Genomic DNA, 26,782 nt, shown 5'->3' on the forward strand with positions numbered 1-26,782 from the left:
GGGTCAGACAGACCGCTATCGAACGGCCCCCATCGACCGCACGCAGGTCGTGTGGGTGTTCCGGAAGGTCGTACCGAATATCGAGTCCGCGCCTGGGGACCCATTCGTGTTCGTCGTGAAACTGGATCTATCACCACCGTCTCAGACAGATCTGACTCGAGACCGAGTTACCACTGGGGAGCGCCGCTATCTTCGCCGTTCTGTACTGCGGCTTCTGCCTCCGAGATTTCCTGCTCCAGTGTTTGTGTCGTCGTGTCGATCGGTGCGAGCCCGAACTCGTACATCCGGCCAGAGCCGGTGTCCTCGTCACGGAACTCGTACATGATGTTGTCGTCGACGACGGCGTACACCTCGCGCGAGTTGTCGTGGATGACGCGTTTTTCTGAGTCGATCGCGATGTCGACGAGATCGAGCAACGTCTCGATTGGCACACGAACGTACGACCCCGTATCGGGTATTTTCCCCCGGGAGATCCACTCCGCGTAGCGAACGCCTTCGTAGTGGTGCTGAAACGCCTCGAAATCCCCGATCTGCCGGCGGGTCAGCAAGACGGAAATCGCCCCGACGATGGCGACCACGCCGATACCGGCGTAGCCGACGGTGTTGCCTGGAACAGACAGGCCAGTCCCAGGGACGACGACAGTCGCCCCGGACACGGGAACCGTCTGGGTTACTGCCGTGGCGTGGCGCTGCTGGTCCGTCTGTGGGGTGTCGAGCTCGTATGCGCGATCCGTGATGGTGAGGGGTGTACTCGCGTTCGTGCGCCCAGTGTGGCTCCCTGTATCGTAGGTCGCGTCGACGTGGACGCGTGCCTGTACCTGTCCGACGTCACCGGTCGCGGCGTCGATTTCGGCCAGTCGCTCACGGGCAAGTCGCCAGACGTCGAGCGTGACGCTCGTCCGGGCCTCTCCCTCGGTTACCTGCTGTGTCTCCGCGGCCAGCGTCGTCTGGTTCCGCCAGAACACCGCTCCGTTCCGCGTCGCAGTCAGTTCGAGGACGACCTGCTGTGTGACGGCCGTCTCCACGCTCGGAACGTCGGTCGTCGCGATAAACGTCAGGTTCGGCGTCGCCGACGGCAGATACACCGGCATGTCGGTCAGCGTCGAGTCTGACGCGTACAGTGGCGTCTCACCGGTCACGGTAGCCTGTGTCGTGAGCGTAGTGGTGACTGTCTGTTGGTCACCCTGGACCGTCTCCTGTCGCGTGTCCGGTGGTGCTGTGACTCCAGCAGCGACACCGGCAAAGGCGACGGCACTGATGACGACCAGTACCGCAATTATCCCGCGCCCGTATCGGCCACAGACGTACCTCACTCTCAGGATCAAGTCCGAACTCATCCGATATCCGGCTCCGCAGTGATGTCTTCGGTCATATCTGAGAAGTCGACCGACATATCAAAAAGTGTAAGCTAACCGGTTAGTTCGTGGGGGACTTACGGCCAGGTAAGCCCGAACAGAGGAGTTCTCAGACAGTAAACGAGACGGTCGTCTGCGACCCGTCCTGGAAGGACAGCGTCAGTTCGACACGGTCGCCGCTGGTGACCCCGTAGGGCTGCCCGTTCGAGACGAACTGATACAGCGATACCCGTGCCGTCTCGCCGGCGTCGATCGTGACGGACCGGTCGAACGGGTACATCGTCCCGGTCCCGACGTCGTAGGCGGGATCTCCCCGACTGGATTCGGCCGCGCCTTCGCTGTCCGTGGATCCGCCGGTCGCGTCGATGTATACCTCGTCTTTGCCTGGCTCGACGTTCACCGGCGGTGGTCCGTCGAACGAGAGGGCAGTCGCACTGCCAGCCTCGCGCAGTTCGAACCCTGTGATCGTCCGAGCAGTCGATTCAGTGTTTTTGACGGTTAAAGCGAGACTTCCCGTCGAACCCCCGCCCGGACCACTGAAGCTGCCGGGCGTCGCCGACCCCGGAACGAACTCGATAGGCGCGCTATCGCTGGAACAGTCGGCCGTATCCACCGTCGTCGAGCGACTGGCCGTCCCGGTGAACTGTGATCCAGCACTCGACTCGACGGTGAACGGGAGACTCGCGGGTGCCTCATCACAGGAAACAGAGACCGAAGTCGTCAGCGTCTCACCGGGCGCGAGCGTGGCTCCGGCGTTCGACAGCGAGCCTGCAGTCGTATCGAGCGACACTGCAACCGTCACTGTCCGGTCGAGCCGATTGGTGACGGTGACGAGACGACTCGACCCGCCCGCGGTCACGCTCGAAGCCACGTCGAGGCCCAGGAGGCCGTCAGCGTCGTCCGTGACACCGACCGTCGATCCCCGGTCGAACGTCGCGCTGGTGAACGCCGCAGTCGGGCCTGCAGCGAACGGCCCGACGAGAGCAACGAGGACGAGCCCGGCGAGAAGTAATGCCTGCCAGTGTCGGCCGCTACCGTTCGTCCGGGAGCGTGAGCGACGCGTGGCCCTCATCGTCGACCACCAAGGGTCCGTGTCAGCCGACGCCGCGTCCCGCGAAGCGGTGTCGTCGGATCGATCACGAGCCAGTAGACGAGGTACAGCGGCACGATACTGGCGAGCACTGTCGTCACTGCCGCAACGGCGGGGTGAACCCTGTGAAGACCGGCGATCACGTCGGCCGGCAGGACTGCGGGATAGGGGTACATGTGGATACTCGTCGCGTGTGGTCCCGTCTGTTCCTGTGGCGGAATCTCGACGGTCACGTTCTGTCGAGACGACGTGACCGGCTGCCAGGGGAGCCACCCAGTCCGCTCGGTCGTCGATCCGTCGCCGCTTGCCGTGGCTGACGCTGGACTCGATTCGACGATTCGCATCCCGTCGGTGTCGGTGACGACGTGGGCCAGCGGTGTCGACGTCATGCTCACTGTGAGCGATTCGGTCCGCGGTTCGCCGACCGTCAGCGTCGCTGAATCTGTCGTCGCTTCGTCCGTGACGGAGTAGACCTGTGTCTGATGCACTGCTCCCAGCGAGACGACGGCGATCCCAGCGACGATGGCGAGAACAGTCACCGGGAGCACGATGTCACGACTCCTGAGTACGGAGTCTCGGTTTCGCGCTCTGGCATCGTTTGCCGCACCGAACAGCAGGTAGCCAGCCAGGAGCGCGAGTGCTACGTACCAGTACGTCTGGACGAGCGTCAGTGCCGTCCCGAGATGTGGGATCAGGAGGGGTGACCCGTCGAGGCGCAGCACCTTTCCGGTCACCGCCGACTGCGAGACTGGCGGATAGCCCGACACCTGGTCTGTCGAAGGGTTCGCGTCACCCTTCGTCACGATGCCGGCGTCGGTTACCGACACCGCGCGGTGCGTGACGTACGACTCGCGCTGCTCGGAGTAGAAGGTGATGATGTCGCCGGGTTCGGTCTCCCCGGCGGGGACGAGAACGTAGCCATCGTTCGTTTCGATCGTCGGCGACATGCTCTCCGAGGTCACGTAGGAAATCTGGAGCGGTGACGCGGCTGGCGCCACGAGCGCGAGGGCGAACACGATGAGGAGAGCCAGACCAGCCTTCTGTATCATGAGTGTATTGAAATTGGGGGATGGGAAGTCAGCGCGCGTGTCGTGGTCAGCCAGCTACGTGAGACGGCTACGAGCCGTCAGAGGCCGTTCCTCCCTCGTCGACGTCGTCGATCGTGAACGCGAGCGTCCCCGAGAGATCGGCAGTCGAAGTCACCGTGTCGGCGGCTCCGTGTCCGGTGTCGACCACGACGACGACGTCGTAGCTTTCAGCGGCGGCAGCGTCCATCGAGACCGTCTGTCCCTCTTCAGTGACCGTGCCCACGAGGGCACCAGTGTTGTCGTACACGCGGAACTCGAGGTTCGCGACGGCGTTGCCGTCGTCAGCGTCGAGCGTGTACGCGGCGTTAATCTGGTGGGCCTCGTCGTCGTTGTTCGCAACCGAGAACGCCTGCGACGCCCCCGGGTTCGCGGGGTCACCGAGCTCGAACAGCGCGTCGGTGTTCGCACCGAGTGCCGTCCCGTTCTCGAAGTCGATCACCAGCTGGTCAGTTCCGGCGTCCTGGTACACCAGATTGCCCGAGTTCCCGTCCGTGAGGCCGAGTAGCCCGTTCTCGTCCGCGACGACGTCTGCGTTTGCTTGCCGTTCGACCGAAGCCGCTGTGAACGCACTCGCACCGACCGACATCGCTGCAACGATGATGACGCCAGCCACGAGTACCGTCCTCGTCATTCGTGCCATTACATCAGGATAAAGCCGGGAGACGCGTATAAGTATAAGCTAACTGATTTGTTAGGGCGGTGGTTACCAGTTAGTTAGACGGCTGTCAGTCGGAGGAAGCGGTCGCGACAGGGGGTTACTGGTCGGTAAGTCGGTGGCTGAGTCGATCGTTAGCGATAGTATTTGAGTGCGTTCTGTCACGTACTACGTATGGACCAAGACACGACAGAGAGAGGAGCAGGGACGAACAGATGGGGGTAGCGAGTCCGGGGGAGAACCACGACGACGAACGGAGCGTCATGGTCGTCGCGAATGCCACAGCAGACGCCGACATCGTGTCGTGTGGGCTCGAGGATCAGTCCGTTTCGATGGTCGTCGTCCCCGACGGCCAGAAGGCGATCGAGCGGCTGTCAGCCGGGAGTGCCGATCACACTGACGAGGGAGTGCCGGACCTGATTCTCCTGGATTTCGCGGTCGAGTCGCCCGCTGGAACGACAGTGCTGGACGCGATCAAGTCGAGTCCCCTCCTCGGGGCGGTGCCAGTCGTCGTTCTCACGGATGATGAGGATAGTGTCGCGACCGCGTACGAGCTGGGCGCAAACGCCCACGTCACGAAACCTCACGACGCGGACGAGTACGCGGCAGTCGTCGAATCCACCGCACGGTTCTGGTTCGAGTGGGCACAGTTCCCGTCGGAGCCGTTATGTACTGACAGGTCATTGTTCATGTATGACTGAGTTCGATTCCGGGCGGTCGACGGGGACACCGGAGTCGCTGCTCGAGAGTGCGTCTCTGCTGTCGAAAAAGTGGCATCCTGCGATCGTTCGGTGTCTGGAAGACGGTGACGGCCTCGGTTTCAGCGACCTCGAGCAACGGCTCGACGGGATTTCCGCGAAGGTCCTGACAGACGCCCTCGAGGAACTACAGAAGTATGACATCATCGCCCGGAAGGAAGTGAGTCAGCGGCCGCTTCGTGTCGAATACACGCTAACCGACCGGGGTACGGACCTCGAAACGGTAATCGAGTCGCTGGCCGACTGGGGTGAGACGTACCTGGAGGACGACCAGACAGAGACGGTCGTGTTGATCGCCGACGACGACAGACGAATTTCGGCGATGCACACCACCTGGCTGGACGACGAGTACACCGTCAGAACGGCCCACGACGGGGAAGAGACCCTGCGTGAACTCGACACGGACGTGGACGTGCTCGTCCTCGACCGGCGGATGCCGGGGCTCTCGGGTGACGAGGTACTCGACTGGCTCCGGTCACAGCGGTACGATGCGCGGGTCGTGATGGTCACGTCGGAGGATCCGGACCTGGACCTCCTGGACATGGAGTTCGACGAGTATCTTACCAAACCAGTCGTGAAAGACGATCTCCGGGCCGTCGTCGCCGACCTGGTCGAACGCAGCGAGTACGACGACCAACTCCAGCAGTATCTGGCGCTCAGGTCGAAGCTAGCGGTTCTCCAGGCGGAAACCCCTATCGAGGACCTCGAATCGAGAGAGGAGTACGAACGTCTGCTGAATCGACTCGACGCACTCGATGCGACCAGCGACGACATCGCTGACGCCGCCCCGGAGACACTGGATCGCATCTCACTACCGGAGCCCCAATGAGTACAGACCACACCGTCCATTCGTTAGAAGATGATTCGACTACTAGAGCGTTAAACCGGGTCGGTGAGGCAGTGTGTGCCTTCGACACCGACTGGCGGTTCACGTTCGTCAACGACGAGACCGCGGCTGCGTTAGACCGCACACCCGAGGACCTGCTCGGTGAAGATCTCTGGGAGGTCGTTCCGGAGATACGGGACGATCGTGTCGGGGAAAAGCTCCGGGAAGCCGTGGAAACACAGTCCCCTGTCCGCTTCGAGACCTACGCTGACACGGACGACCGCTGGTTCAAAGTACGGATCTACCCCTCGGAGGATGGCGTAACCGCCTGTTTCTACGACATCACCGACGAGCGTGGCGAACGACTCGACTTACAGCGGAAGCGACGACTGTTCGAGACGGTCTTCGAGGAGACGGAGGATGCATTGATCGTCGCCGACACCGACCACCGGATCACGGATTTCAACCCGGCTGCTGAACGGCTGTTCGGCTACGACGCCAGTGACGTGATCGGGAAGCACGCCCGCATACTCTACGCAGACCAGTCCGACTACGAACGCCAGGGCGAGCAACGGTTCAACGAGGACGCATCCGAGCGTGAGGAGACGTACGTTCTGGAGTACGAGCGCGCTGATGGCACGACGTTCGAGGGCGAAACCCTGGGCACGTCGCTCAAAGACCCAGACGGCAAAACACTCGCGTTTCTCGGGTCGATCAGGGATGTCAGTGCTCGTATCGAGTACGAGCAGGAAATCCACGATCGCAACGACGCACTCCGAACCTTTCACGAGATCGCGACCGACGACGAGCACTCGTTCGACGAACAGGTCGAGGAACTGCTCGAACTCGGAACGGAACACCTCGGACTCGACGTCGGGGTCTTGTCGGATATCGATACTGAGACGTACACCGTCGAACAGGCCATCGCCCCGGAGGGCACGGTCGAGCAGGGTGAACAGTACGAGCTCGGGGAGACGTACTGTGATCTCGTCGTCGAACGAAACGAGCTGGTTGCGATCACCGATGCCGGAGTGCACGACATTTCCAACCGCCCGGCCTACCGCGAGCAGCAACTCGACTCGTATATCGGCGTCCCGATCGTCGTCGACGGCGAGCAGTACGGAACGCTAAGTTTCTCCAGCGGAGAGCCGCGTGGGCAACCGTTCACCGACGGCGAGCGAACGTTCGTGCGCCTGCTCGCCCAGTGGGTCGGCAAAGAGCTGAGTCGCCAGCAAAACAGGGAGCGTGCGGTCGCGAACCGCAACCGTCTGCGCCAGATCATCGACATGCTTCCCCAGCTGGTGTTCTCGAAGGACAGAGACGGCGAGTTCCTGCTGGCCAACCAGGCGATTGCCAAGGCCTACGGGACGACTGTCGAAGAACTCGAAGGGGCAACCGACGCCGACTTCGCCGAATCCGAAGCGGAGGCAAAACAGTTCCGGGAGGACGACATCGCGGTAATCGACTCCGGTGAGCCCAAAGAGATACCCGAGGAGCCACTGACGACGGCCGACGGCGAAGAGCTCGTCTTCCAGACGACGAAGATTCCCTACGACCCCGTCGAGCACGAGACCGAAGCGGTGCTCGGTGTTGCGACGGACATTACCGAGTACAAGGAACGCGAGCGAGAACTCGAACTCCAGTCGGCCGCGATGGAGGCATCGATGGACGGCATCGCCATCCTCGACGACGGCGAGTACGTCTACATGAACCAGGCCCACGCCGACGTGTTCGACTACGACCCCGAGGAGCTCCTCGGGAGCGAGTGGCGAGCAGTGTACGGCGACACCGAGATCCAGCGACTCGAACGCGAGGTGTTTCCTGAACTCGAAGCCGCCGGCGAGTGGCGTGGGGAAACACGCGGGCAGAAACGTGACGGAAGTCCCGTCCATCAGGAGATCACGCTCTCCCTGGTAGAAGATGGGAAACTCATCTGTACGAACAGGGATATCACCGAGCGCAAACGGCAGGAGGGGGAACTAGAGCGCCAGCGGATCCGTCTCCGTGCCCTGTTCGACAAGTCACCGGACGGCGTCATCGTCCACGACGCCGAGGGGACTGTCCTCGACGCGAACGAAACCGAATGCGAGACGCTCGGCTACGACCGGGAGACACTGCTCTCGATGAACGTCGCCGACTTCGAGGTCGGAATCAGTCAGTCCGAACTCACTTCGATCTGGGATGAGATGGACGAGGGAGAGGTACTCAAAGTCGAAGGGGAGCACCGACGACAGAACGACGAGATCTTCCCGGTCGAAGTGTGGGTCGACAAGGTGATCGTGAACGACAACGAGCGGTTCATCGCCCTCTCCCGTGATATTACGGAGCGGAAAGCCCGCGAGCAGGAACTGAAACGCAGCCGGGAGTTCATCGAACGCGCCCAAGAGAGCGCCTCCATAGGCGGCTGGGAAATTGACCTGCGGACGGAGACACTCCGGTGGACTGACGAAGTCTATCGGATTCACGACCTGCCGATCGACGCCGACGTGAGTCTGGAAGACGGGATCGAGTTCTACCATCCGGACGATAGACCGACGATAGAAAACGCGTTCGATCGGTTGCAGACAGAAGGTGAGTCCTACGATCTGGAACTCCGGATCGTCACCGCCGAAGATCGGGTCCGATGGGTCCGAGCGGTCGGTGACCCGCAGTTCGAAGACGGTGAGGTCGTCGGCGCGCTGGGCATCTTCCAGGACATCACGGACCGGAGGGAACGCGAACAGGAACTCCGGGAAGTCAAGGAGCGACTCGACCTGGCCGTCGAGGGGGCGAACCTCGGCATCTGGGACTGGGACATAGAGACGGACGCGGTCACGTTCAACGAACAGTGGGCCGAAATGCTCGGCCTCTCGCTCGACGAGATCGAACCCCATATCGACACCTGGGAACAGCGTGTCCACCCCGCAGACATGGACCACGTCGAGGAGAAACTCGACGACCACATGAGCGGTGATGCAGCGCTGTACGATTGCGAACACCGGATGCAAACTACTTCAGGAGACTGGAAGTGGATCAAAGACGTCGGAAAGGTCGTCGAGCGCGACGCCGAGGGGACGCCGATGCGTGCCGTCGGCATCCACCTCGACATCAGCGACCGGAAGGAGTCCGAACTGCAACTAGAAGAGGAACGGGACATGTTCGCCCAGGGGCCGGCGGTCGTGTTCAAGTGGGAGAACGCCGACGGCTGGCCCGTCGAGTACGTCTCCGAGAACGTCACCGAGACGTTCGGCTACACGCCCGAACAGCTCGAGTCCGGCGCCGTACCGTATATGAACCTGATTCACGACGACGACGTCGACACGGTCCAGACCACAGTCGCAGAACAGAGCGACGGGACGAGGGAACGGTTCAGTCACGATCCCTACCGGATCGTCACCGACACGGGCGACGTTCGGTGGGTCACGGACAACACCAAGATCATCCGGACCGACGGCGAGGTTACCCACTATCTGGGCTATCTCATCGACATCACGGAGCAGAAACAGCTCGAAGCGTCGCTGCGCGAGAGCGAACAGTCGCTCCGGGAACTCACCGAAATCGGGTCCGACACCGACCAGAGCTTCGCGGAGAAACTCACGGCACTCCTGGAACTCGGTACCGAGCGGCTCGATATTCCGTTCGGGTTCCTGACCCGGATCGAACAGGGGACACAGCACGTCGTCGAAGCCGTCGGCGAGCATCCCCTGCTTCAGGCTGACCAAACGACTCCGCTGTCGGAGGCGTACTGTCGGAAGACGATCGAACAGGATGGTGTGTTCGACGTCGAGGACGCAGTTGCGAATGGTTGGGAAGACGACCCGGCATACGAGCGGTTCGATCTGGGCTGTTACATCGGTGCGAAAGTCGTCATCAATGGAGAGCTATACGGCACGCTCTGCTTTGCGGATCGGACCAGCCGTGACCACGAGTTCGAGCAGACGGAGCGGGCCTTCGTCGAACTGCTCGTCCAGTGGATCAGCTACGAACTCGCCAGTGAGGACTTCGAGTCGAAGCTTCAGGAACTCAACGACACCGCCCAGCAACTCATGACGGCACCCTCGCCAACGGACATCGCCGCCATCGGAGCCGAGAGCGCGAAATCGGTACTCGATATGCCGATGACCGGGATATGGTGGTACGACGACGAGACCGAGACGCTCGTTCCGGAGCTGATGACCGACGAAGCCGCCGATCTGTTCGACCAGCAACCGACGTTCGGGACGGGCGACTCCCTCGCCTGGGACGCGTTCACAGCCGACGAACTCCGTGTCTACGACGATCTAGATGCGGCCCCACGAATCCACAACGACGAGACACCCCTGCAGTCGGAAGCTATCGTGCCCCTCGGTGACCACGGAGTCCTGATCTCCGGTGCAGTCGAGCAGCGAGCGTTTTCGGAGAAACGAGTGAACCTGCTGGAGGTGCTCGCGGCGACACTCGAAGCGGCACTGAACCGGGCGGAACGGGAACAGGAGTTACGCGAGACGCGACGCCAGCTCGAACAATCCAACGAGGAACTCGAACAGTTCGCCTACGCGGCCTCCCACGACCTGCAGGAACCGCTCCGGACGGTGTCGAGCTATCTCACGCTCCTCGAGCGTCGGTACGGTGACGATCTGGACGAGGACGCTCTGGAGTTCATCGACTTCGCGGTCGACGGCGCCGACCGGATGCGCGAGATGATCCAGGCACTACTCACCTACTCCCGTGTCGACACACGCGGGCAGGAGTTCGAGCCGACGCCCCTCTCGACCATCTTCGAGGAGGTCACCCGGAACCTCGAACTGACGATCGCGGAAACGTCAGCGACCGTCGAGACGCCGGCGTCGGACACGACCGTCCTGGGAGACAGCCATCAGCTCGTACAACTGTTCCAGAACCTCGTCGAGAACGCCATCAAGTACAGTGACGGTGAGCCATACGTCGATATCTCGATCGAGCATCACGGGGACGAACTGACAGTGCTGGTCGCCGACGACGGAATCGGGATGGAACCGGATCAGCTCGACGAGATCTTCGAGGTCTTTCAGCGACTCCATACGCGCGAGGAGTACGACGGAACAGGCATCGGCCTCGCTCTCTGTCGGAAGATCGTCGACCGACACAACGGCGAGATTCACGCCGAGTCAGAGCCCGGTGTCGGCTCGACGTTCTCGGTGACACTTCCAGTCGGTGGTGACGTCGATGCGTGAAGAGACAGCCGGGAAGTCGATCCCCAGAGTGGTCGCCGTCGAGGACAACCCTGGCGACGTTCGACTCATCGAGGAGGGGATTTCGGCGGCCGGGATCGATCTCGAACTGGACGTGATTCAGAACGGGAGCCAGGCCATCGAGCGGTTCACCACAGCTGGGAGCGAGGACGCCAGCAGCCGGCCGGATTTACTGCTCCTGGATCTGAATTTGCCCGGAGCCTCCGGATTCGACGTTCTCGAGGTTGTCCGAACGGAGTCCTCGTTCCAGAACGTCCCCATCGTCGTCGTGTCCAGTTCCGAGAACCCAGATGATATAGAACGCATCTACGAATCGGCAGCCAACGCGTACGTCACCAAACCAGCGGACCCGGACGAGTACATTCAGATGATCGTCGCAGCAGTCGACTTCTGGATCGCGAACGTAAACGTCTCACCCACCAATGACTAACACAGACCCAACTCACGTCCTGCTTGTCGAGGACAACCCGAGCGACGCCCGTCTTATCGCAGAGTATTTCAAAGAGCAGACATGGCCCGAAATCGAGGAGAGCGAACCGGAGATTACGCACGTCGAGCGGTTGTCGGCCGCAGTCGATGCCTGTGACGACACTGTCGACATCGTGTTGCTCGATCTGGGATTACCGGACAGTTCCGGTCTGGAGACACTCGATACGATGGTCGAAGGTGCCAGTGCGGTCCCGGTTGTCGTGCTGACCGGCCTCGACGACGAGCGTGTCGGTATCGATGCCGTCGAACACGGTGCCCAGGATTATCTCGTCAAAGACGATATTACACCGAACCTCCTCCAGCGAACCCTCAGATATGCCATCGAGAGAGAGCGCCAGCAGCGACAGCTGTCCCAGCGGAACGAAGAACTGGCACTGCTCAACCAGATCGTCCGCCACGACATCAAAAACGACGTCGCCATCATCCTGGGATGGGGAGAGGGTCTCGAGGACCACGTCGATCCCACGGGCGAAGAGTACCTCGAACACATTATGAGTGCAGGTAACCACATCACGGACATCGCGGAGACGGTCGGTGATTTCCTCGACGTACTGGAGGGGAACAGCGACCCCGACCTGCGCCCGATCGATATCGAGCGAGTACTGACGAACGAGATCGAGAAAGCGCGGTCTGCTCACGATTCGGTCACCGTCAGGCTGGCAGATGAGATTCCATCCGGGCTTCGTGTGGCCGCCACGGAACTCGTGTCGTCACTCTTCCGGAATCTCCTGAACAACGCTGTCACCCACAACGACAAGGAAACCCCGGAGATCACAGTCAGCGTCGACGTGCACGACGAGACAGTCCAGTTCCACGTTGCCGACAACGGGCCGGGTGTTCCCGACAGTCAGAAGCAGGAAGTGTTCGGCCGCGGCGAGATGGGGCTGGAAAGTCCCGGGACGGGAATCGGTCTGTACCTCGTCGACACGCTCGCGGAGATGTACGACGGGTCGGTCACGTTGTCGGATAACGACCCAGAGGGAAGTGTATTTACTGTTACACTATCCCAATGGTGAGAGAGGTTCCGCAAAGCGACGACACCGATCCACGACAGCCCCGATCTTCAGTACCGTGTAGGTGCAGGTCGCCTGCAGCCTCATACTGCTGGCTATAACTTCGTGAACGATTTCCCCATCCCCGTGCCGAATCTGTTGACGTACTTATAGCCGGGAGTAGCAGGCGTGCCAGTAGTCGATCCCCCGGTAGATCAAAAACAAGAGTGCGTTCAGGACCCCGACGGCTGCAAACAGGCTTCCCAGGGCGGGCCCGATGGCGTGAAACAGACTCCCCGGGCGCCCGACGTTGCCGATGCCGAACGCACAGAAGGCCGCGATAATGCCCCAGACGCCGAGGATTCCGGCGATTCGGGCACCGTCTTCTACGTACGTCCTGATGTCGTGTGCCGGTGGTAGAGCCGCGGGACGGGGTCGATCGGCCGGCTCGCCGGCGGACTGGTCGGGCGGGAGGTCTTCGTTTGGGGACATGTCAGTTCAGTTCGACCGGTCAGGGCTTAAAACCGGTCACTGGCGTGTGCATCAAGACCCTTATCAGGCGACGGGTCCCTATCACGGGTATGAACATCGTCCCGGACACGAGCGTCGTCATCGACGGTCGCGTGTCCGAACACGTCGAGTCCGGCGACTTCGCCGACGCGACGATATACGTGCCGGAAGCGGTCGTCGGAGAACTGGAATCGCAGGCCAACGAGGGCCGCGACAGCGGGTGGGACGGCCTCTCGGAGTTGCAGGCGCTCGCCACGCTCGCCGACGACGGGGAGATCTCGCTGGAGTACGTCGGTCGCCGCCCCGAGGCCGTCGAGAAGCGCGACGCCGGTGAGGGGAAAATCGACGCGCTCATCCGCGACACCGCCGCCGAGTACGAGGCGACGCTGTTTACCTCCGACATCGTCCAGAGCGAGGTCGCGACGGCCAAAGGCATCGAGGTCAAATACGTCGAGCCGGAGACCGAGGACACCACCGTCGAGTCGCTGTCCATCGAGGACTTCTTCGACGAGACGACGATGAGCGTCCACCTCAAAACCGGCGTGCGCCCGATGGCAAAGCGGGGCGAACTCGCGGACATGCACTACGAGGAGATCCGCGACGAGGTCTCGACCGAGGGCCAGCTCAAGGAGTGGACCCAGGAGATCGAGAACAGTGCCCGCGCCAGCCCCGACGGCTTCATCGAACTCTCCGAACCGGGGATGACCATCGTTCAGTTCCGGGACCTCCGGATCGCGATGGCCAGCCCGCCCTTCGCCGACGGTTACGAGATCACGGCCGTTCGCCCCATCGCCAAGACGGACCTGGACGACTACGAGTTCGCCGACGAACTCAGGGACCGGCTGACCGACCACCAGCGCGGCGTCCTCATCTCCGGTGCGCCCGGAGCCGGGAAGTCCACCTTCGCCCAGGCCGTCGGGGAGTTCCTCTCGGATTCGGACTTCGCGGTCAAGACCATGGAGAAACCGCGGGACCTCCAGGTCGGACCGAACATCACCCAGTACACGGAACTGGGCGGCGAGATGTCCAAAACGGCGGACTCGCTGCTGATGGTCCGGCCGGACTACACCATCTACGACGAGGTCAGGAAGACCGACGACTTCGAGGTCTTCGCCGACATGCGCCTGGCCGGTGTGGGGATGATCGGCGTCGTCCACGCCACCCGGGCCATCGACGCGCTCCAGCGGTTGGTCGGCCGCGTCGAACTCGGCATGATCCCCCAGGTCGTCGACACCGTCGTCTACATCGAGGCCGGGGAGGTCGCGAAGGTCTACGACGTGACGACCGAAGTCAAAGTCCCGGAGGGGCTGATGGAGGAGGACCTCGCTCGCCCGGTCATCATGATCAAGGACTTCGAGACCGGCCAGCCCGAATACGAGATCTACACGTTCAACCGGCAGGTCGTCACCGTGCCCATCGGGGCCGACGAGGACGGCGAGGGCCGCGAGAGTGGCGTCGACCGCATCGCCAAACAGGAGGTCGAACGGGAGATCCGCTCGATCGCCCGCGGCCACGTCGAGGTCGAGTTGCGAGGGCGGGACACCGCCGTCGTGTGGGTCGAGGACGACGACATCTCCCAGGTCATCGGCAAGGGCGGCGGCCGCATCACCGACGTGGAGAATCGGCTCGGCATCGACATCGACGTGCGGACGTTCAGCGAGCGCCCCGGCGGGAAGGGGTCGAGCAACGGCGCGGCGGCCGGCGGCGATGGTGGTGGCGGTGGTGGCAAGCCCGGCCAGATCATCACGCCCGAGGTGACCTCCCGACACGTCATCGTCCCGATGGACGGCCACGCCGGCGAGACCGTCGAGGTCCAGGCCGACGGCGAGTACCTCTTCACCGCAACCGTCTCCCGCGGCGGCGAGATTCAGGTGTCACGAGGCAGCGCGATCGCCGAGGAGCTAGAGCAGGCGATCGATCGCGGCAAGACGATTACTGTGGTTCCGTCGTAAACACAGGCGTTGGACCGCGAGCGACCATCGGGAGCGAGCGGCTGTTTTAGACGATCACCGTCGTGCCGTCGTCGAATCGGCCGCGGCGTGAGTGCTCGACGTGCGACATGTCGGCGTCCCGTGGAGCCACAACGTTATCGGGTGCGGGCACCTTGTTTAGAGGTATGAGTCGAATCAAACGCGCACTGAGCCGTGCCCGATACGCGGCGATGGGCGGTGCCGTCGGCGGTGCACTGGGCGGGTTGGTCAGCCGGAACGCCGCGAGTACGGGGGCTGCGATGGGTGCGCTCGTCGGCGCGACGTACGGTGAGCGACGGCTCGACGTCGGCGTGGTCGTCGAACAGGTCAAGGAACGCGGGGAGAAGGCGAGCGACCGAGTCACGTAATGCGACGCGAGCGGTCAGGCAGTCCCGCTCGCCGGCGGTCCCCCACCAGATGAATCGGGAGTCAACAGACGCGAGAGTCAGTCCGAGACGGCGGATTCGGTCTGTTCTGTGGCCTGGTCCCCGTCGTCGTCGATCTCGTAGAGGTTCTGTCGGGCGTCGGCGAAGTAGACGTCTTCGTCGACGGCACCGACGTCTTCGAGGCGTTCCAGGGCGTAGCGGACGGTGCGAGCGGAGAGCATCGACTCCTCGACGATGCCTTTCTGGGTGAGCGGGCCGTTGTACTCGAGTACTTTGTAAACGAGCTTTGCACTCGGCGGAAGGTCCGCGATAGTCTCCCCATCGGATTCTGCCATCGAGTTAACGGTGGCACGCCTGCTCCATAAAGATTGATGGACAGGTCCGCGAGCCCGCGAAATTGGGGGATTCCGGAATCGAGCGGCCACGACCCCTCCCCGATCAGATCAATTGACATATGTATCGACCACTGGGACCTGACGATACCGACCCCGACCACGAGACAGGACACGATTCCGGGACCGTCGAATCCCTGTCAAGACCGTAACACGACGGAGCGGTTCCGGTGACAGGAGCGGGATCGGCGTCAGCAGTTGGCAGTGGTATCGAATCACATGGACGAGCGGCGGGCGGGAACGAACCGCTTTTGAGGACGGATGGCGGACGGGGAGGTATGGCAACGGATACGGTCGACCGGCGGGCAGCCCACGTGCGGGGGCTGACGGTCACGACGCTCGCGTCGCTGGCGGGCGTCGTGGCAGCACTCGCCTCCCAGGCGATTGCCGGGTCGGCCACGGACAACGTCGCGCTGTACATCCTCCTCGGGTCCATCGTCGTCCAGTTCCCGATCCTGAAGGTACTCGGTATCGACGTCGACGACTTCTCGGCGAAAGATTACCTCTACATCGGGTTCATGACGTTCTCGCTCTGGTTCGTCGCCTGGGGAGTCCTGTTGACAGCGAACACAGCAATCAGTTTCTAACATGGCCGAAGACAGCATCGCCGTCGTCGACCTGGACAAGTGTCAGCCCGACCGGTGTAACTACGAGTGTGCGAACTTCTGTCCGCCCAACCGGACGGGCAAAGAGTGCATCGTCACCCGCGAGGAGCGCTACGAGGAGGACGACCTCTACGAGGGCGGCCCGGACCAGATCAGCATCAGCGAGGAGATCTGCCTGGGCGAGTCCTGCGGGATCTGCGTCGACAAATGCCCGTTCGACGCCATCGAGATCATCAACCTCCCGCAGGAACTCGACGAGGAACCGGTGCACCGCTACGGCGAGAACGCCTTCGCGCTGTACGGCCTGCCCGCGCCCGAGGAGGGACAGGTCACCGGCATCCTCGGTCCCAACGGGATCGGGAAGACCACCGCCGTGCACCTGCTCGCCGACGAGATGATGCCCAACCTCGGCGAGTTCAACACCGAACCCAGCTGGGAGCGAGTGTTAGAGGAGTATCGCGGGACGGAACTCCAGGATTACCTGGAGGAACTCCGGGACGGCGACGTGACCGTCGCGCGCAAGCCCCAGTACGTCGATCAGATCCCCGACCAGTTCGACGGGAAGACCCGGGACCTGCTCGAACACACCGACGAGCGCGGGGCGCTCGACGACCTGGTCGAACGGTTCGGCATCGAGGCCGTTCTGGATCAGGACATCGACTCGATCTCCGGCGGTGAGCTCCAGCGCGTCGCGATGACGGCCACGCTCGCCCGGGACGCCGATTTCTACTTCTTAGACGAGATCACGCCGTACCTGGACATCGGCCAGCGCGTGACCGCGGCCCGGATCATCCGCGAACTCGCCGAGGAAGAGGACCGCTCGATGCTGGTCGTCGAACACGACCTGGCCATCCTGGACCTGCTGGCCGACGGCGTTCACCTGGCGTACGGTCGGCCGAGCGCGTTCGGGATCATCACGCCGCCCAAATCGGTCAGGAACGGCATCAACGAGTACCTCTCGGGCTATCTCGACAACGAGAACATGCGGATCCGGGAGGAGGCGATCACGTTCGAGGAACACGCGCCCCGGACTGCGACGAAAGCCGACGCGGTCGTGGAGTACCCGGATCTGAAAAAGTCCTACGGCGACGGCGAGTTCTCGCTGGAGGTCGAGGGCGGCACGATCCACCAGAGCGAGGTGCTGGGCGTCGTCGGCCCGAACGGGATCGGGAAGTCGACGTTCGCGAAGTTGCTCGCTGGTCGGCTCGAACCCGACGAGGGCGAGATGGACTCACAGCTGGACATCTCCTACAAACCGCAGTACATCGACATCGACCAGCACATGCGGGTCGACGCGTTCCTGCGGTCGATCACCGACGACTTCGGCACGTCCTACTGGAACACCGAGATCGCCCAGCCGCTCCAGTTAGAGCGGGTCATGGAGCAGAACCTCAACGACCTCTCCGGCGGGGAGCGCCAGCGGGTCGCCATCGCGGCCTGCCTCTCGAAGGACGCCGACCTCTACCTGCTCGACGAGCCCTCGGCGCACCTCGACGTCGAACAGCGGGTCATGGCGACCTCGGCGATCCGCCGCTATGCGGAGAACCACGACGCCACGGCCCTGGTCATCGACCACGACATCTACATGATCGACCTGCTGTCCGACCGGTTGCTCGTCTTCGACGGCGAGCCAGCCGAACACGGGCAGGCCTCGACGCCCACCAGCATGCGCGAGGGGATGAACGAGTTCCTCGGCAATCTCGACATCACGTTCCGCCGCGACGAGCGGACCAAGCGCCCCCGGGTGAACAAGCCGGGGAGTCAACTCGACCGCGAGCAGAAGAAGGAAGGCGAGTACTACTACTCACCGTAGAAAGGGGAGTACTACTCGGGCAGATTTCTGGCAGCGCTACCACTGTTCCTGTGCCCGGTCCGGCCGGTCACGCTTGTAGATGTCGTCTCGAACGTCCTGGAAGGTGTTGATGAGTTCGCCGACGGCGTGGGTGATCGTCTCGAAGTACTCCTCGCCGAGTTCCGCCGTCGCCTCGCTCGGATCGCCCCAGGTACCGGTCTCGCTGACGCGGTAGTACGACCCCTTGCCGACGAGCAGGTGGTCGAGCAGCGCGGCGGGGTTCTCGATGTCCTCCGGGAGGTCTGGGTCGTCGGTGGAGGTGCTCTCTAAGTCCACGAGCCCCTCGTCGATGGCCATCACCGCGGCCGTCTCGCCGATGTTGGCGTGCCAGCCAGCGTCGAAGGAGAGGTACTCCGCCATGTCCTCCCCGCTCAGGGCGTCCCAGTAGGGGAACGCGTACACGTAGTGTTCCTCCGGCAGGTCGTGTGTGGCCTGATTGGCACCGACCTTGGCCGCCCAGTCGTTGGTCAGGTGGCCCGAGATGAACACGGCGTCGGTGAAGCCGCTCTCGGCCAGCGAGTACGCCAGATCGCGCACCACCGTCGCCAGCGTCCGGTAGTTGAGATACGTGATCCCCTCGTATCCGGCGTGCATGTCCGAGGCCCCATAGGTGATCGGCGGGCCGACCAACGCGTCGACGTCCTCGGCGATGCGCTCACAGATCTCCGTCGGAATGAACGCGTCGGTCCCCATCGCGAGGTGCTCGCCGTGTTGTTCGGTCGTCCCCACCGGGATCAACGCCGTCGGAACCTCCGCGTCCTCGAGGTACGCTTTCACTTCCGGGTGACGCATCTCGTCCATCCTGCGTGGGATTGACATACACACACTACCACGAATCGAACCAAGAGTTTCCTTGCCAGACGCGTTCCAGTTTTCGTCAGGAGACGTGTTTTTTCACGCGGTGTGTCTCTCAGGTTGTCTTTCGCAGTCGCGGAAGCCGAGTGGGTGGCGCGGCCCGCCATCGCGGACGTCGAACTGTGAGGGAAAGGTGGTGCTCCCGGGCAGGAACGGGGACAGCGCGAGAACTTACCCTTCCAGTCCGTACTCCACGTCCAGCGGGTCTTCGATGTCGCCCATGACGGCTTCGAGCGCGTCGGTCGCGGTGAGCAGGCCGACGACCTCGCCATCGGCCAGGACCAGGGCGAGTTCCTGGCGTTCGGCCTGGAACTGGTCGACGGCGTCGCTGATGGTCGTGTCGGCGGCCATGGTCATCGGCGGGGCAGACAGGTCCTCGAAGGAGGTGTCGCCGGCGCGGAGCGCGTCGAGTTCGTCGACGACCTTCGGGACGTAGACGATGCCGCGGAAGTCCTCGTAGTCCTCGCCGATCAGCGGGAAGCGAGTGTGGGGGCTCGACCCGATACGGTCGAGGTTCGTCTCGACGGCGGCCGCAGTCGAAAGGAAGGTGACGTCCTCGACGTCGGTCATGACGTCGCTGATCGGCTCCTCGCCGATGATGAACGCGTTGCTGATCTCCTCGCGGCGCTCCTCGGGGATATCGCCCTGCACGAGGAGGGTATCGAGGCGGTTGCGGAGGTCGGCGCGAGTCTCGATGATCTCCTCTTCGGTTTCGAGCCACGCGCCGGTCATCTCGATGCCGAACAGTTTGAGCGTCCACTTGGCGACGCCGTCGCCGAGCATGATGACCGGCTTGATGACTGTCGCGAACCAGTACAGCGGCGTCGCAGCGTACCGGGCGACGAACTTCGTCCGCTCGACGCCGAGGTAGGTCGGCGTCTGTTCGCCGTGAGTCAGGTGCAGGAGGTTGATGATGATGAAGGCGATGATACCGCCGGCACCCACCGATGCCAGGAAACTGTTCTGGAGGTACGGCTCGAAGATGGCGGCCAGCGCCGGTTCCGCGACGATACCGACCGCGATGGACGTCGCCGAGATGCCGACCTGGCAGCTCGTGAGGTAGATCTCCAGGTCCTGGGTCATCTCCCAGGCGCGGCGCAATCCGGGTTCGTCGAACTCCGCCTCCGGGTACTGCCGGACGCGCGTCAGCGCGAACTCGATCGCGACGAAGAAACCGTTGGCCAGGATCAGGAGTATCCCGGCACCCAACCTGAGCCAGAGTTCCAGGGCGTTCATACGCGGAGGATCGTGCCAGCGAACGGAAATGTGTAGTGATCTGTTTCAGAGACCGGGAACGGACCCAGCACACATCGAAATCCGAAACGCAACAACCAGTTATCCGGTCCGAGAGACAAGGACTGACACACGAGATGGACCGGGATTACCACGTCCATTCGACGTACTCCGACGGCCGCTTTCTCTTTCAGATGGTGCGGGCGGCGGCCGAGGCGGGTCTGGAGGGCGTCGGCATCGCGGACCACTGTAGCGTCTCGGACCGCGACGAGATCCAGGAGCAGAAACACCTGCTGGGGTTCAACCTCGACGAGACCTACGAGCGCCGTCGGGAAGCCATCGAACGACTCCGCGAGGAGGCGAGCATCGCCATCTACGACGGGGTCGAGATGGACTACCACCCCGAGGACGAAGCCCGGATCCGAGCCTTTCTGGACGAGGCGGGGTTCCAGTACGCCATCGGGAGCGTTCACTACCTGGAGGGCGTCAACGTCCACGTCGAGCCGTACTTCGAGCAGAAGGCCGAGGGTGACAGGGACGAACTGGTGTCGGAGTATTTCGACCGGCTGGTCGCCCTCGTCGAGTCGGAACTGTTCGACATCGCGGCACACGTCGACCTCGTCGAGCGCAATCCGGCGCTGCGAGGGTACGCGACGACAGAGCAGTACCGCCGCGTCGCCGAAGCCTTCGCCGACTCGCGGACGGTCCCCGAGTTGAACGCCGGGCGGGCACTCTCAGAGTACGGCGAGTTCCACCCCAGTCCGGGGTTCCTGGACGTCTTAGCCGAGTACGAGGTCCCGGTCACGGTCGGGACCGATTCGCACAAACCCGACGAGGTCGGCGATCGCGTCCGCCACATAGAGCGGTATCTCGACCGGCGGAATCGGCAGCCGGTCACACTGGAGTTGTGACGGAACGGCACGATCACTCGCTTTCGGCGTCGTCGCTTCGGTACGTCTCCAGAATGTCGTCGAGAAGCATACAGCGTGGATCGGTCGACGGGTAGTGCGTGTCGATGTACTCCTCGGCGGTCTCGATGTCGCCCCGAATCGCGAACTGGCGGACGCGTGCCGCGACCTGATAGAACTGATCGTCGGCGTCGGACGGTGCTTCGGCCTCCTTGATGAGTCCCTCGTTCGGAAGCACCTGTTGGCGCAGATCATCGAAGTCGAGCATTTCGGGGTCGTAATCGGCGATCTCCGAAAGGACGAGTTCGACGGCAAACCGCTGGAACTCGGATTTGTTGGAGAACGTCTCCTCGGATACCATCTCCTCGACGCGCTCCATGACCGTCTCCGAGAACCGGACCGTCGATTTGACCATCTATCACACACTCCCTTGGACGTGGGACCTCTTCCGGTCGACGGGACAAAACGATTGTGGCTGGCTCAGGTCCGCTGGAGGATTTCCCGCATCGTCCGGCCGAACGTCGTGTCGTCGACCGACGCCTCGAACTCGGCCAGCCGTGCTTCGAGGTCGCGCCGTCGATCCCGTAACTCTCGGCGCTCAGAGCCGGTCGTCGCGTCGACGAGGGCGGCGACACACCGCTCGTACTCGTCGAGCAGGTCGACGTACCGGTCCCGGCGATCGAACGTCGCCAGTATCCGGCGGAGTTTCCGGTCGGTCAGCGGCCGGGACGCCACCGCATCGACGGCGAGCGGCGACACCGGTAGTTCGGCCTCGTCCATCACGACGACAACACGACTGTCCCGTGCCATCTGAAGCGTCCACGAGACCACGCGGTACGGCGAGGCGTCGATGGCACCGACGTCGAGGACGAGAATCGATGGCGGGTCCGCGAGTTGTGACGAGACGGCACTCCGGGACCGAACGACTGTAACCGGCCGGCCATCGACCGATCGCGTTACGACCGGCTCGGCGCGCTCCCGGCGAACGTCGGCATCAGTCCCGAAATCGAGCATCGACATGCGTGAATCGATCACCAGGGTACAGCCGGAGAGTACTGAGCGGTCCGCGACGTGTTCTCGTCCGGTACGTCGTGCTACACGGATGTTATATTTTTGTACCCACGAAGGTATTCGTAGCACAGCGGAACGCCGACGCGGCCCGACGGCCCCTCAGTCGAAGCGAACGCCCAGGTCGTGCATCCCGTCGTTGTGCTTGGCGACGTTGATGAGCAGCGGGGTGATCGCCTCGATCTCGGCGGCGTTGGCGAGCGGGCCGCCGTCGACGGCGCGGAGTCCCTCGATGCCTTCGGCGAGCTCCGTCACGATATCGACGGCGTCCTCGTCGTCGCCGACGACGACGGTGTCGATCCCCAGGTCGGCATCCAGGTTCGCCAGTCTGGCGGCCGGGAGGTTGTGGAACGCACCGACCACGGGGACGTCGTCGGGGGCCGCTCCGGCGGCGAGCTCGGTGACGCTGCCGACCCCGGGTTCGTTGTAGTGGAACCCGTCCTCGTCGCGTTTCATCCCGACGGCCGGGGAGACGAGGACGGTGTCGCTGTCGACGTCGTCGGCGACCGCCTCGATGGTATCGGAGAGGTGGTACGCCGGCACGGCGAGGACGACCACGTCCGCACGGGCAGCGGCCTCGCTGTTTGCCGCGCCCTCGACGGTTACGTCGACGCCGCGGCTGTCGAGTTCGGTCTCGTACTCCTCGGCTTTGGCTTCGGCGCGGTCGGCCTCCCGAGATCCGATGACGACCGAGTGGTCGGTGTCGTAGGCCCAGCGCAGCGCCAGTCCCTCGCCGATGTCACCGGTGCCACCCAGCAGTGCGATATCCATACCGGACAGTTCGGCGACTGGACGTTAAGCGTTGCGCGAGCGGCCAGTGTTTCAGGGTTCGCGTCCGGCGGTCGAGTGAGGTCGTCGATCGAGACGACGGATCAGTTCCGCCAGGTCGGAATCTCGCGCTCGACGAACTCACCGTGACCCGGTGGGCCGACGATCTCCCCGTCGTCAGCGACGAGTTCCCCGCGGACGAACGTCTTCTCGACCGACCCGACCTCGCGACCCTCGTAGACGGAGAAGTCCGACATAGAGGCGTTGTCCTCGGGGTCGATGGGAGACGTGTCGTCCGGATCGAAGACGACGATATCGGCGTGGGTCCCGGGTTCGAGCGTTCCCTTCTCGGGCATTCCGAAGACGCGCGCCGGGTTCGCGGCCAGTTTCCGCACGAGGAAGGGGAGCCTGAACCCTCGCTCGGCGACGGCCTCGTCGTGGAACACCGGGAGACTCCGCTGGAGTGAATTCATGCCGAACGTCCCCTCCCACCAGGGGTAGACCTGTTTCTGGTCGCGGGTGAATCCGCAGTGGTCGGTGGAGACGACGTCGATCGTCCCGCGGTCGAGATGCTCGAACATCGCGTCGTTGTCGTCCGGTTTCCGCAGTGGCGGTGCGGCCATCGGCAACAGGCCGACGTCCTCGAACAGGGAATCGTCAGCGACGGTGTACTGGGTGCAGGTCTCGGCGCGGATCATGTCGTGGTTGTCCCTGCGGTGGGCGTCGATGACCTCGGCGGCCTTCCGACTGGTCGTATGGATCCCGTAGTACCGACAGTCGGCCGCCATCGCCATCCGAATCGCGCTGTCGGCGGCCATCGCCTCCGCCAGGTCCGGGCGGGACTTCGGGTAGTACTCCGGGTCGCCCTTGTCTTCGCGCTTGAACTGCTCGGTGATGACCTCACAGATCGACGAGTCTTCGGTGTGGAAGACGGCCACGAGGTCGTGGTCGGCCGCGTGTTGCAACACCTCGTTGATGAAGCCGTTGGACAGGCCGAACTCGTAGGCGGTGAACATCTTGATCGACGTGACGCCCCTGTCGACGAGTTCGGGCAGTTCCTCGAAGACGGCAGAGTCTTCGCGAGTGATCGCCCCGTGAAGACTGTAGTCGACGAGCGCGTTTTCGGCCTTGGCCTGTTTGCGGTCGACCCCTTCGAGGAGCGTACTCTCCTCGTCGAAGAGACTCACGTCACCGACCCAGGCTTGCCAGGCGAAATCCACGATCGTCGTCGTGCCGCCGAGCACGGCCGCTTTCGAGGCCGTCTCGTACGTGTCGTTCGAGAAGTGGTCGTCGAGGTGGACGTGGACGTCGACCGCGCCAGGGAGGACGAGCTTCCCCGAGGCGTCGACGACCTCGTCTGCCTCGGGGAGGTCCGATTCCGACCCGACGGCGGCGATCTCCTCGCCGTCGATCGCGATGCTCGTCTCGAGTATCCCCTCCGGCTGCACCAGCTGGCCCCCCGTGATGAGCGTATCCACGGTCATGCTATTTGCTATCGTGGGTCAAATTCAATAGTTCTATTCTCAGCAAGTGGTAAATTCACAGTCGGCTCAGCTCTACAACAGCGGGTCGAAAACGCATCTCGAGACGGGCGAAGGCGGTAAGAAAAAAGCCGGATTTCGACACGCCGTTGGAGTGGGGACGACGTACTGCGGCATCGCCGGCAGGAGATCGGTTTCAGGGGGAGACAACCACGTTTCTTGGCGTCTCAGACGTGGGGTCACTGAACGAGAGAGAGATATCCGACGTAGACGAGGACGGCCACCACAAGCGAGACGGCAAGGACCCCGACGCCGGCGAATTCCTCCAGGGCAACCTCCGGGTACACCCAGAGATATGCGCCGCCCTCGATCGCGAGGACGACCAGGGTTCCGTACACGGCAGTGACGCCGACAGCACGGGCGAGTCCGCGGGCGTCTATCGATGGGCTACGCGTCATCTCGACCACGAACACCAGCGCCAGCGCCAGCGCGTAGAACGGTGTCGGGACGGCCCGTCCGAGCCCCGTCTCGGTCACACTTTGGATTCCATAGTAGCCGAGCGCGAGCAAAACGCCCGTCAGGAGCGTCATCGAGAGGCCCAGTCCATCTGCGTCATCGACCGTTGGTGTCGTGAGCAGACGATCGTCCGTCCGCTCGGCGTCTCCCTGGTCAGTTGACGCGCTCTGCTTTCCACGATCGTCGGTATTCGGGCCGTCCATTCTCGGACTAGCTCCGGCGGCAGCCGAATGGTTATGTGGGGCTTACAGAAGGAGAAGGGGTAACCCGCCCTTCAGGGAGACGTCACGCCAACTCACAGAACGCCCATCGATATGGAGAGCGTGATCAGGAGGAGTACGGCCGTCAGTACGACACCGCCAGCGAGTGGTTTGTTCTCCATGAGTTTCGACTGGAGCGGCATCTGCTCGTACTCCTGCCGGAACGCTCCGAGGTTCTCGTGATCGTAGAAGTACTTTTTCGAGAGCATGAACCGCTCCGTTTTGGCACACCCCGTACAGACGGGCGTTCCCTCTAGTCGCTCCGTCTCGATGTGTGATCCACAGTTGATGCTCCCACAGTTCGCACAGTACGTGTACGTGTCGGCAGCCGTGTCGTCACACTGGACACACCGGTGGATCCCGTTCTCGATGGTTGTCCGCGATGGACCGGCGTTGTAGTACTCGTAGGAGTAGCTGTAGTCGTGAAGCGTGACGGTCTGGCGGATCCGGGGCAGATACACCGGATCGATCGCCTGTATCGAGATATCCGAGAGATTCGGCTCACACGTCTTGGTGTAGGTGACGTTGTTATCACCCGTGTACTCGACGGTCGTCGTCCGTTTCCGTCGGATCCGATCGACGGCCCAGTCCTTGTATTCGGTTTCCGTCTGACCGAAGCGGTGTGTCTCGACCGTGTCGAAGGTCTCGGCCAGCTGCTCCTGGTCGAGTTCGACTCGCCGTGTCATGTTGTCGGCCACGAGCTGGCTGATCGTGGGTTGTGCTTCCCGCGGCTGGCCACGGTCAGCTTGTAGCGTGAACCGGTCTGTCCCGCGTTCGCGATGGACCACACCGACGGATGTCTCGAACGTGGCGTCGGTGTCGGCGGTGATCTGTACCACCGGCTGGAAATCCACGCTAGCTGTCGGCTCCGGAACCGTATCGATCCCGATGTTCTCGACGTCCCGAAACGCGTCCCAGACCGGGCCGTGAACCCCTCGTGAGGGGTCGTACGGCCGGAGGGTTTCGTCACAGAGAATTTCGATCCGTCCGTTGTACAGATCGAGCCCGATCTCGTCGCCGATGCGGCGGAGGTCCGTCCCATCGAGGAGTTCGATCGTGTGCGGATCGTCGTTTGCACGAAGCTGGGTAGCGTACGCTTCGGCGGGGTTGGTGAACGTCCCGGTCGTTACGACCATTCCCCGCTTCGGTCCCTGAAACGAGTAGGTCGCGACCGCCGAGTGGAGTTTCTGGACGACAGGGCGGCCAACGCTGGCTGTGTGTTTGCACTCGACGACGACGGCCTGGCGGGTCCCATCGACCACCTCTTCCATGAGGATGTCCCGCCCTTCGTCACTGGTCTTGGCGGATTGGCGTACGTTTTCGTAGCCGAGGTTCCGAAACACGTCCTCCATGAGATCCTCGAACTCGAAGCCGGAGAGATCATCGAGAAGCTCAGCCATACGAGACAGCCATAGGTGACAGTGTATCCATGTATTGACTCGATTCCATTTCTAGCCAAGAATAAGTACGATAGTCAAGGGATTTATGCTTTCCAAGGCCAAAACTCACTCGAACGAGTACATGCACACACGCGCT

Annotated in this window: 24 protein-coding genes; 10 read left to right on the forward strand and 14 right to left on the reverse strand. The window is 62.8% G+C overall.

Annotation, left to right across the window (positions count from 1 at the left end; genetic code table 11):
* Positions 1–167 precede the first annotated feature (167 nt).
* The 4 genes from E2481_RS07420 to E2481_RS07435 all read right to left on the reverse strand — a co-directional run bounded on the left by E2481_RS07420 (position 168) and on the right by E2481_RS07435 (position 4,173).
* Positions 168–1,337 carry a DUF5305 family protein gene (locus tag E2481_RS07420; protein ID WP_136716509.1) on the reverse strand — a complete coding sequence of 390 codons (1,170 nt, stop codon included), beginning with the start codon at positions 1,335–1,337 and terminating at the stop codon, positions 168–170.
* A 127-nt stretch (positions 1,338–1,464) separates the two neighbouring features.
* The gene (locus E2481_RS07425; RefSeq protein ID WP_136716510.1) at positions 1,465–2,427 is read right to left on the reverse strand and encodes a hypothetical protein; all 963 of its coding nucleotides are present in this window, start codon (positions 2,425–2,427) and stop codon (positions 1,465–1,467) included.
* On the reverse strand, positions 2,424–3,494 hold the full coding sequence (locus E2481_RS07430) for a signal peptidase I (protein WP_136716511.1): 1,071 nt from the start codon (positions 3,492–3,494) through the stop codon (positions 2,424–2,426). The genes E2481_RS07425 and E2481_RS07430 overlap by 4 nt, the downstream gene beginning before the upstream one ends.
* A 67-nt stretch (positions 3,495–3,561) precedes the next feature.
* A complete protein-coding gene (locus E2481_RS07435) occupies positions 3,562–4,173 on the reverse strand; it encodes a hypothetical protein (RefSeq protein WP_136716512.1) in 612 nt (203 codons plus the stop codon).
* A gap of 230 nt (positions 4,174–4,403) precedes the next feature.
* Here E2481_RS07435 and E2481_RS07440 point away from each other — a divergent pair, with 230 nt between their 5' ends.
* From E2481_RS07440 to E2481_RS07460, 5 genes are read left to right on the forward strand one after another with little or no spacing between them, the layout of a single operon-like run.
* Positions 4,404–4,889, forward strand: coding sequence for a response regulator (locus E2481_RS07440; protein WP_136716513.1), 486 nt, complete (start codon positions 4,404–4,406; stop codon positions 4,887–4,889).
* On the forward strand, positions 4,882–5,775 hold the full coding sequence (locus tag E2481_RS07445; protein WP_136716514.1) for a winged helix-turn-helix transcriptional regulator: 894 nt from the start codon (positions 4,882–4,884) through the stop codon (positions 5,773–5,775). Before E2481_RS07440 ends, E2481_RS07445 begins: the two co-directional genes overlap by 8 nt.
* Positions 5,772–10,943 carry a PAS domain S-box protein gene (locus E2481_RS07450; protein WP_136716515.1) on the forward strand — a complete coding sequence of 1,724 codons (5,172 nt, stop codon included), beginning with the start codon at positions 5,772–5,774 and terminating at the stop codon, positions 10,941–10,943. The genes E2481_RS07445 and E2481_RS07450 overlap by 4 nt, the downstream gene beginning before the upstream one ends.
* A complete protein-coding gene (locus tag E2481_RS07455) occupies positions 10,936–11,391 on the forward strand; it encodes a response regulator (RefSeq protein ID WP_136716516.1) in 456 nt (151 codons plus the stop codon). The genes E2481_RS07450 and E2481_RS07455 overlap by 8 nt, the downstream gene beginning before the upstream one ends.
* The gene (locus E2481_RS07460; protein ID WP_136716517.1) at positions 11,384–12,466 is read left to right on the forward strand and encodes a hybrid sensor histidine kinase/response regulator; all 1,083 of its coding nucleotides are present in this window, start codon (positions 11,384–11,386) and stop codon (positions 12,464–12,466) included. Before E2481_RS07455 ends, E2481_RS07460 begins: the two co-directional genes overlap by 8 nt.
* A 144-nt stretch (positions 12,467–12,610) precedes the next feature.
* Here E2481_RS07460 and E2481_RS07465 read toward each other — a convergent pair whose 3' ends face one another.
* Positions 12,611–12,934 (reverse strand): hypothetical protein, encoded by a 324-nt coding sequence (locus E2481_RS07465; RefSeq protein WP_250137754.1) that lies wholly within the window; start codon positions 12,932–12,934, stop codon positions 12,611–12,613.
* Between the two features lie 89 nt (positions 12,935–13,023).
* Between E2481_RS07465 and E2481_RS07470 the strand changes: the two genes are divergently transcribed.
* The gene (locus E2481_RS07470; RefSeq protein ID WP_136716518.1) at positions 13,024–14,904 is read left to right on the forward strand and encodes a PINc/VapC family ATPase; all 1,881 of its coding nucleotides are present in this window, start codon (positions 13,024–13,026) and stop codon (positions 14,902–14,904) included.
* 164 nt (positions 14,905–15,068) lie between these two features.
* On the forward strand, positions 15,069–15,290 hold the full coding sequence (locus E2481_RS07475) for a hypothetical protein (RefSeq protein WP_136716519.1): 222 nt from the start codon (positions 15,069–15,071) through the stop codon (positions 15,288–15,290).
* A 77-nt stretch (positions 15,291–15,367) separates the two neighbouring features.
* On the opposite strand, the gene E2481_RS07480 is transcribed toward E2481_RS07475, so the two are convergent.
* Positions 15,368–15,643 (reverse strand): MarR family transcriptional regulator, encoded by a 276-nt coding sequence (locus E2481_RS07480; protein WP_136716520.1) that lies wholly within the window; start codon positions 15,641–15,643, stop codon positions 15,368–15,370.
* A gap of 335 nt (positions 15,644–15,978) precedes the next feature.
* Here E2481_RS07480 and E2481_RS07485 point away from each other — a divergent pair, with 335 nt between their 5' ends.
* Together E2481_RS07485 and E2481_RS07490 are read left to right on the forward strand one after the other, a co-directional pair.
* A complete protein-coding gene (locus E2481_RS07485) occupies positions 15,979–16,287 on the forward strand; it encodes an EMC6-like membrane protein (protein ID WP_136716521.1) in 309 nt (102 codons plus the stop codon).
* A gap of 1 nt (position 16,288) precedes the next feature.
* The gene (locus E2481_RS07490) at positions 16,289–18,118 is read left to right on the forward strand and encodes a ribosome biogenesis/translation initiation ATPase RLI (protein WP_136716522.1); all 1,830 of its coding nucleotides are present in this window, start codon (positions 16,289–16,291) and stop codon (positions 18,116–18,118) included.
* A 36-nt stretch (positions 18,119–18,154) separates the two neighbouring features.
* Here the strand turns inward: E2481_RS07490 and E2481_RS07495 are convergent, their stop codons facing one another.
* Positions 18,155–18,976 (reverse strand): creatininase family protein, encoded by an 822-nt coding sequence (locus E2481_RS07495; RefSeq protein WP_136716523.1) that lies wholly within the window; start codon positions 18,974–18,976, stop codon positions 18,155–18,157.
* Positions 18,977–19,183: 207 nt separating this feature from the next.
* Positions 19,184–20,248, reverse strand: coding sequence for a CNNM domain-containing protein (locus E2481_RS07500; protein WP_136716524.1), 1,065 nt, complete (start codon positions 20,246–20,248; stop codon positions 19,184–19,186).
* Positions 20,249–20,382: 134 nt separating this feature from the next.
* On the opposite strand from E2481_RS07500, the gene E2481_RS07505 reads away from it, so the two are divergent.
* Positions 20,383–21,156: a PHP domain-containing protein gene (locus E2481_RS07505; protein WP_136716525.1), complete on the forward strand. Its 774-nt coding sequence runs from the start codon at positions 20,383–20,385 to the stop codon at positions 21,154–21,156.
* A 13-nt stretch (positions 21,157–21,169) separates the two neighbouring features.
* Here the strand turns inward: E2481_RS07505 and E2481_RS07510 are convergent, their stop codons facing one another.
* The 6 genes from E2481_RS07510 to E2481_RS07535 form a co-directional block, all read right to left on the reverse strand.
* The gene (locus E2481_RS07510) at positions 21,170–21,568 is read right to left on the reverse strand and encodes a transcriptional regulator (RefSeq protein WP_136716526.1); all 399 of its coding nucleotides are present in this window, start codon (positions 21,566–21,568) and stop codon (positions 21,170–21,172) included.
* A 65-nt stretch (positions 21,569–21,633) separates the two neighbouring features.
* Positions 21,634–22,173 carry a hypothetical protein gene (locus E2481_RS07515; protein ID WP_136716527.1) on the reverse strand — a complete coding sequence of 180 codons (540 nt, stop codon included), beginning with the start codon at positions 22,171–22,173 and terminating at the stop codon, positions 21,634–21,636.
* 150 nt (positions 22,174–22,323) lie between these two features.
* On the reverse strand, positions 22,324–22,992 hold the full coding sequence (npdG, locus tag E2481_RS07520) for an NADPH-dependent F420 reductase (RefSeq protein WP_136716528.1): 669 nt from the start codon (positions 22,990–22,992) through the stop codon (positions 22,324–22,326).
* Positions 22,993–23,093: 101 nt separating this feature from the next.
* The gene (locus tag E2481_RS07525) at positions 23,094–24,473 is read right to left on the reverse strand and encodes a dihydroorotase (protein WP_136716529.1); all 1,380 of its coding nucleotides are present in this window, start codon (positions 24,471–24,473) and stop codon (positions 23,094–23,096) included.
* Between the two features lie 236 nt (positions 24,474–24,709).
* Positions 24,710–25,189 carry a hypothetical protein gene (locus E2481_RS07530; RefSeq protein ID WP_136716530.1) on the reverse strand — a complete coding sequence of 160 codons (480 nt, stop codon included), beginning with the start codon at positions 25,187–25,189 and terminating at the stop codon, positions 24,710–24,712.
* A gap of 92 nt (positions 25,190–25,281) precedes the next feature.
* Positions 25,282–26,646 (reverse strand): restriction endonuclease, encoded by a 1,365-nt coding sequence (locus E2481_RS07535; RefSeq protein WP_136716531.1) that lies wholly within the window; start codon positions 26,644–26,646, stop codon positions 25,282–25,284.
* Between the last annotated feature and the right edge of the window lie 136 nt (positions 26,647–26,782).

It is taken from the genome of Halorientalis salina, assembly GCF_005049285.1.
Lineage (GTDB): Archaea > Halobacteriota > Halobacteria > Halobacteriales > Haloarculaceae > Halorientalis > Halorientalis salina.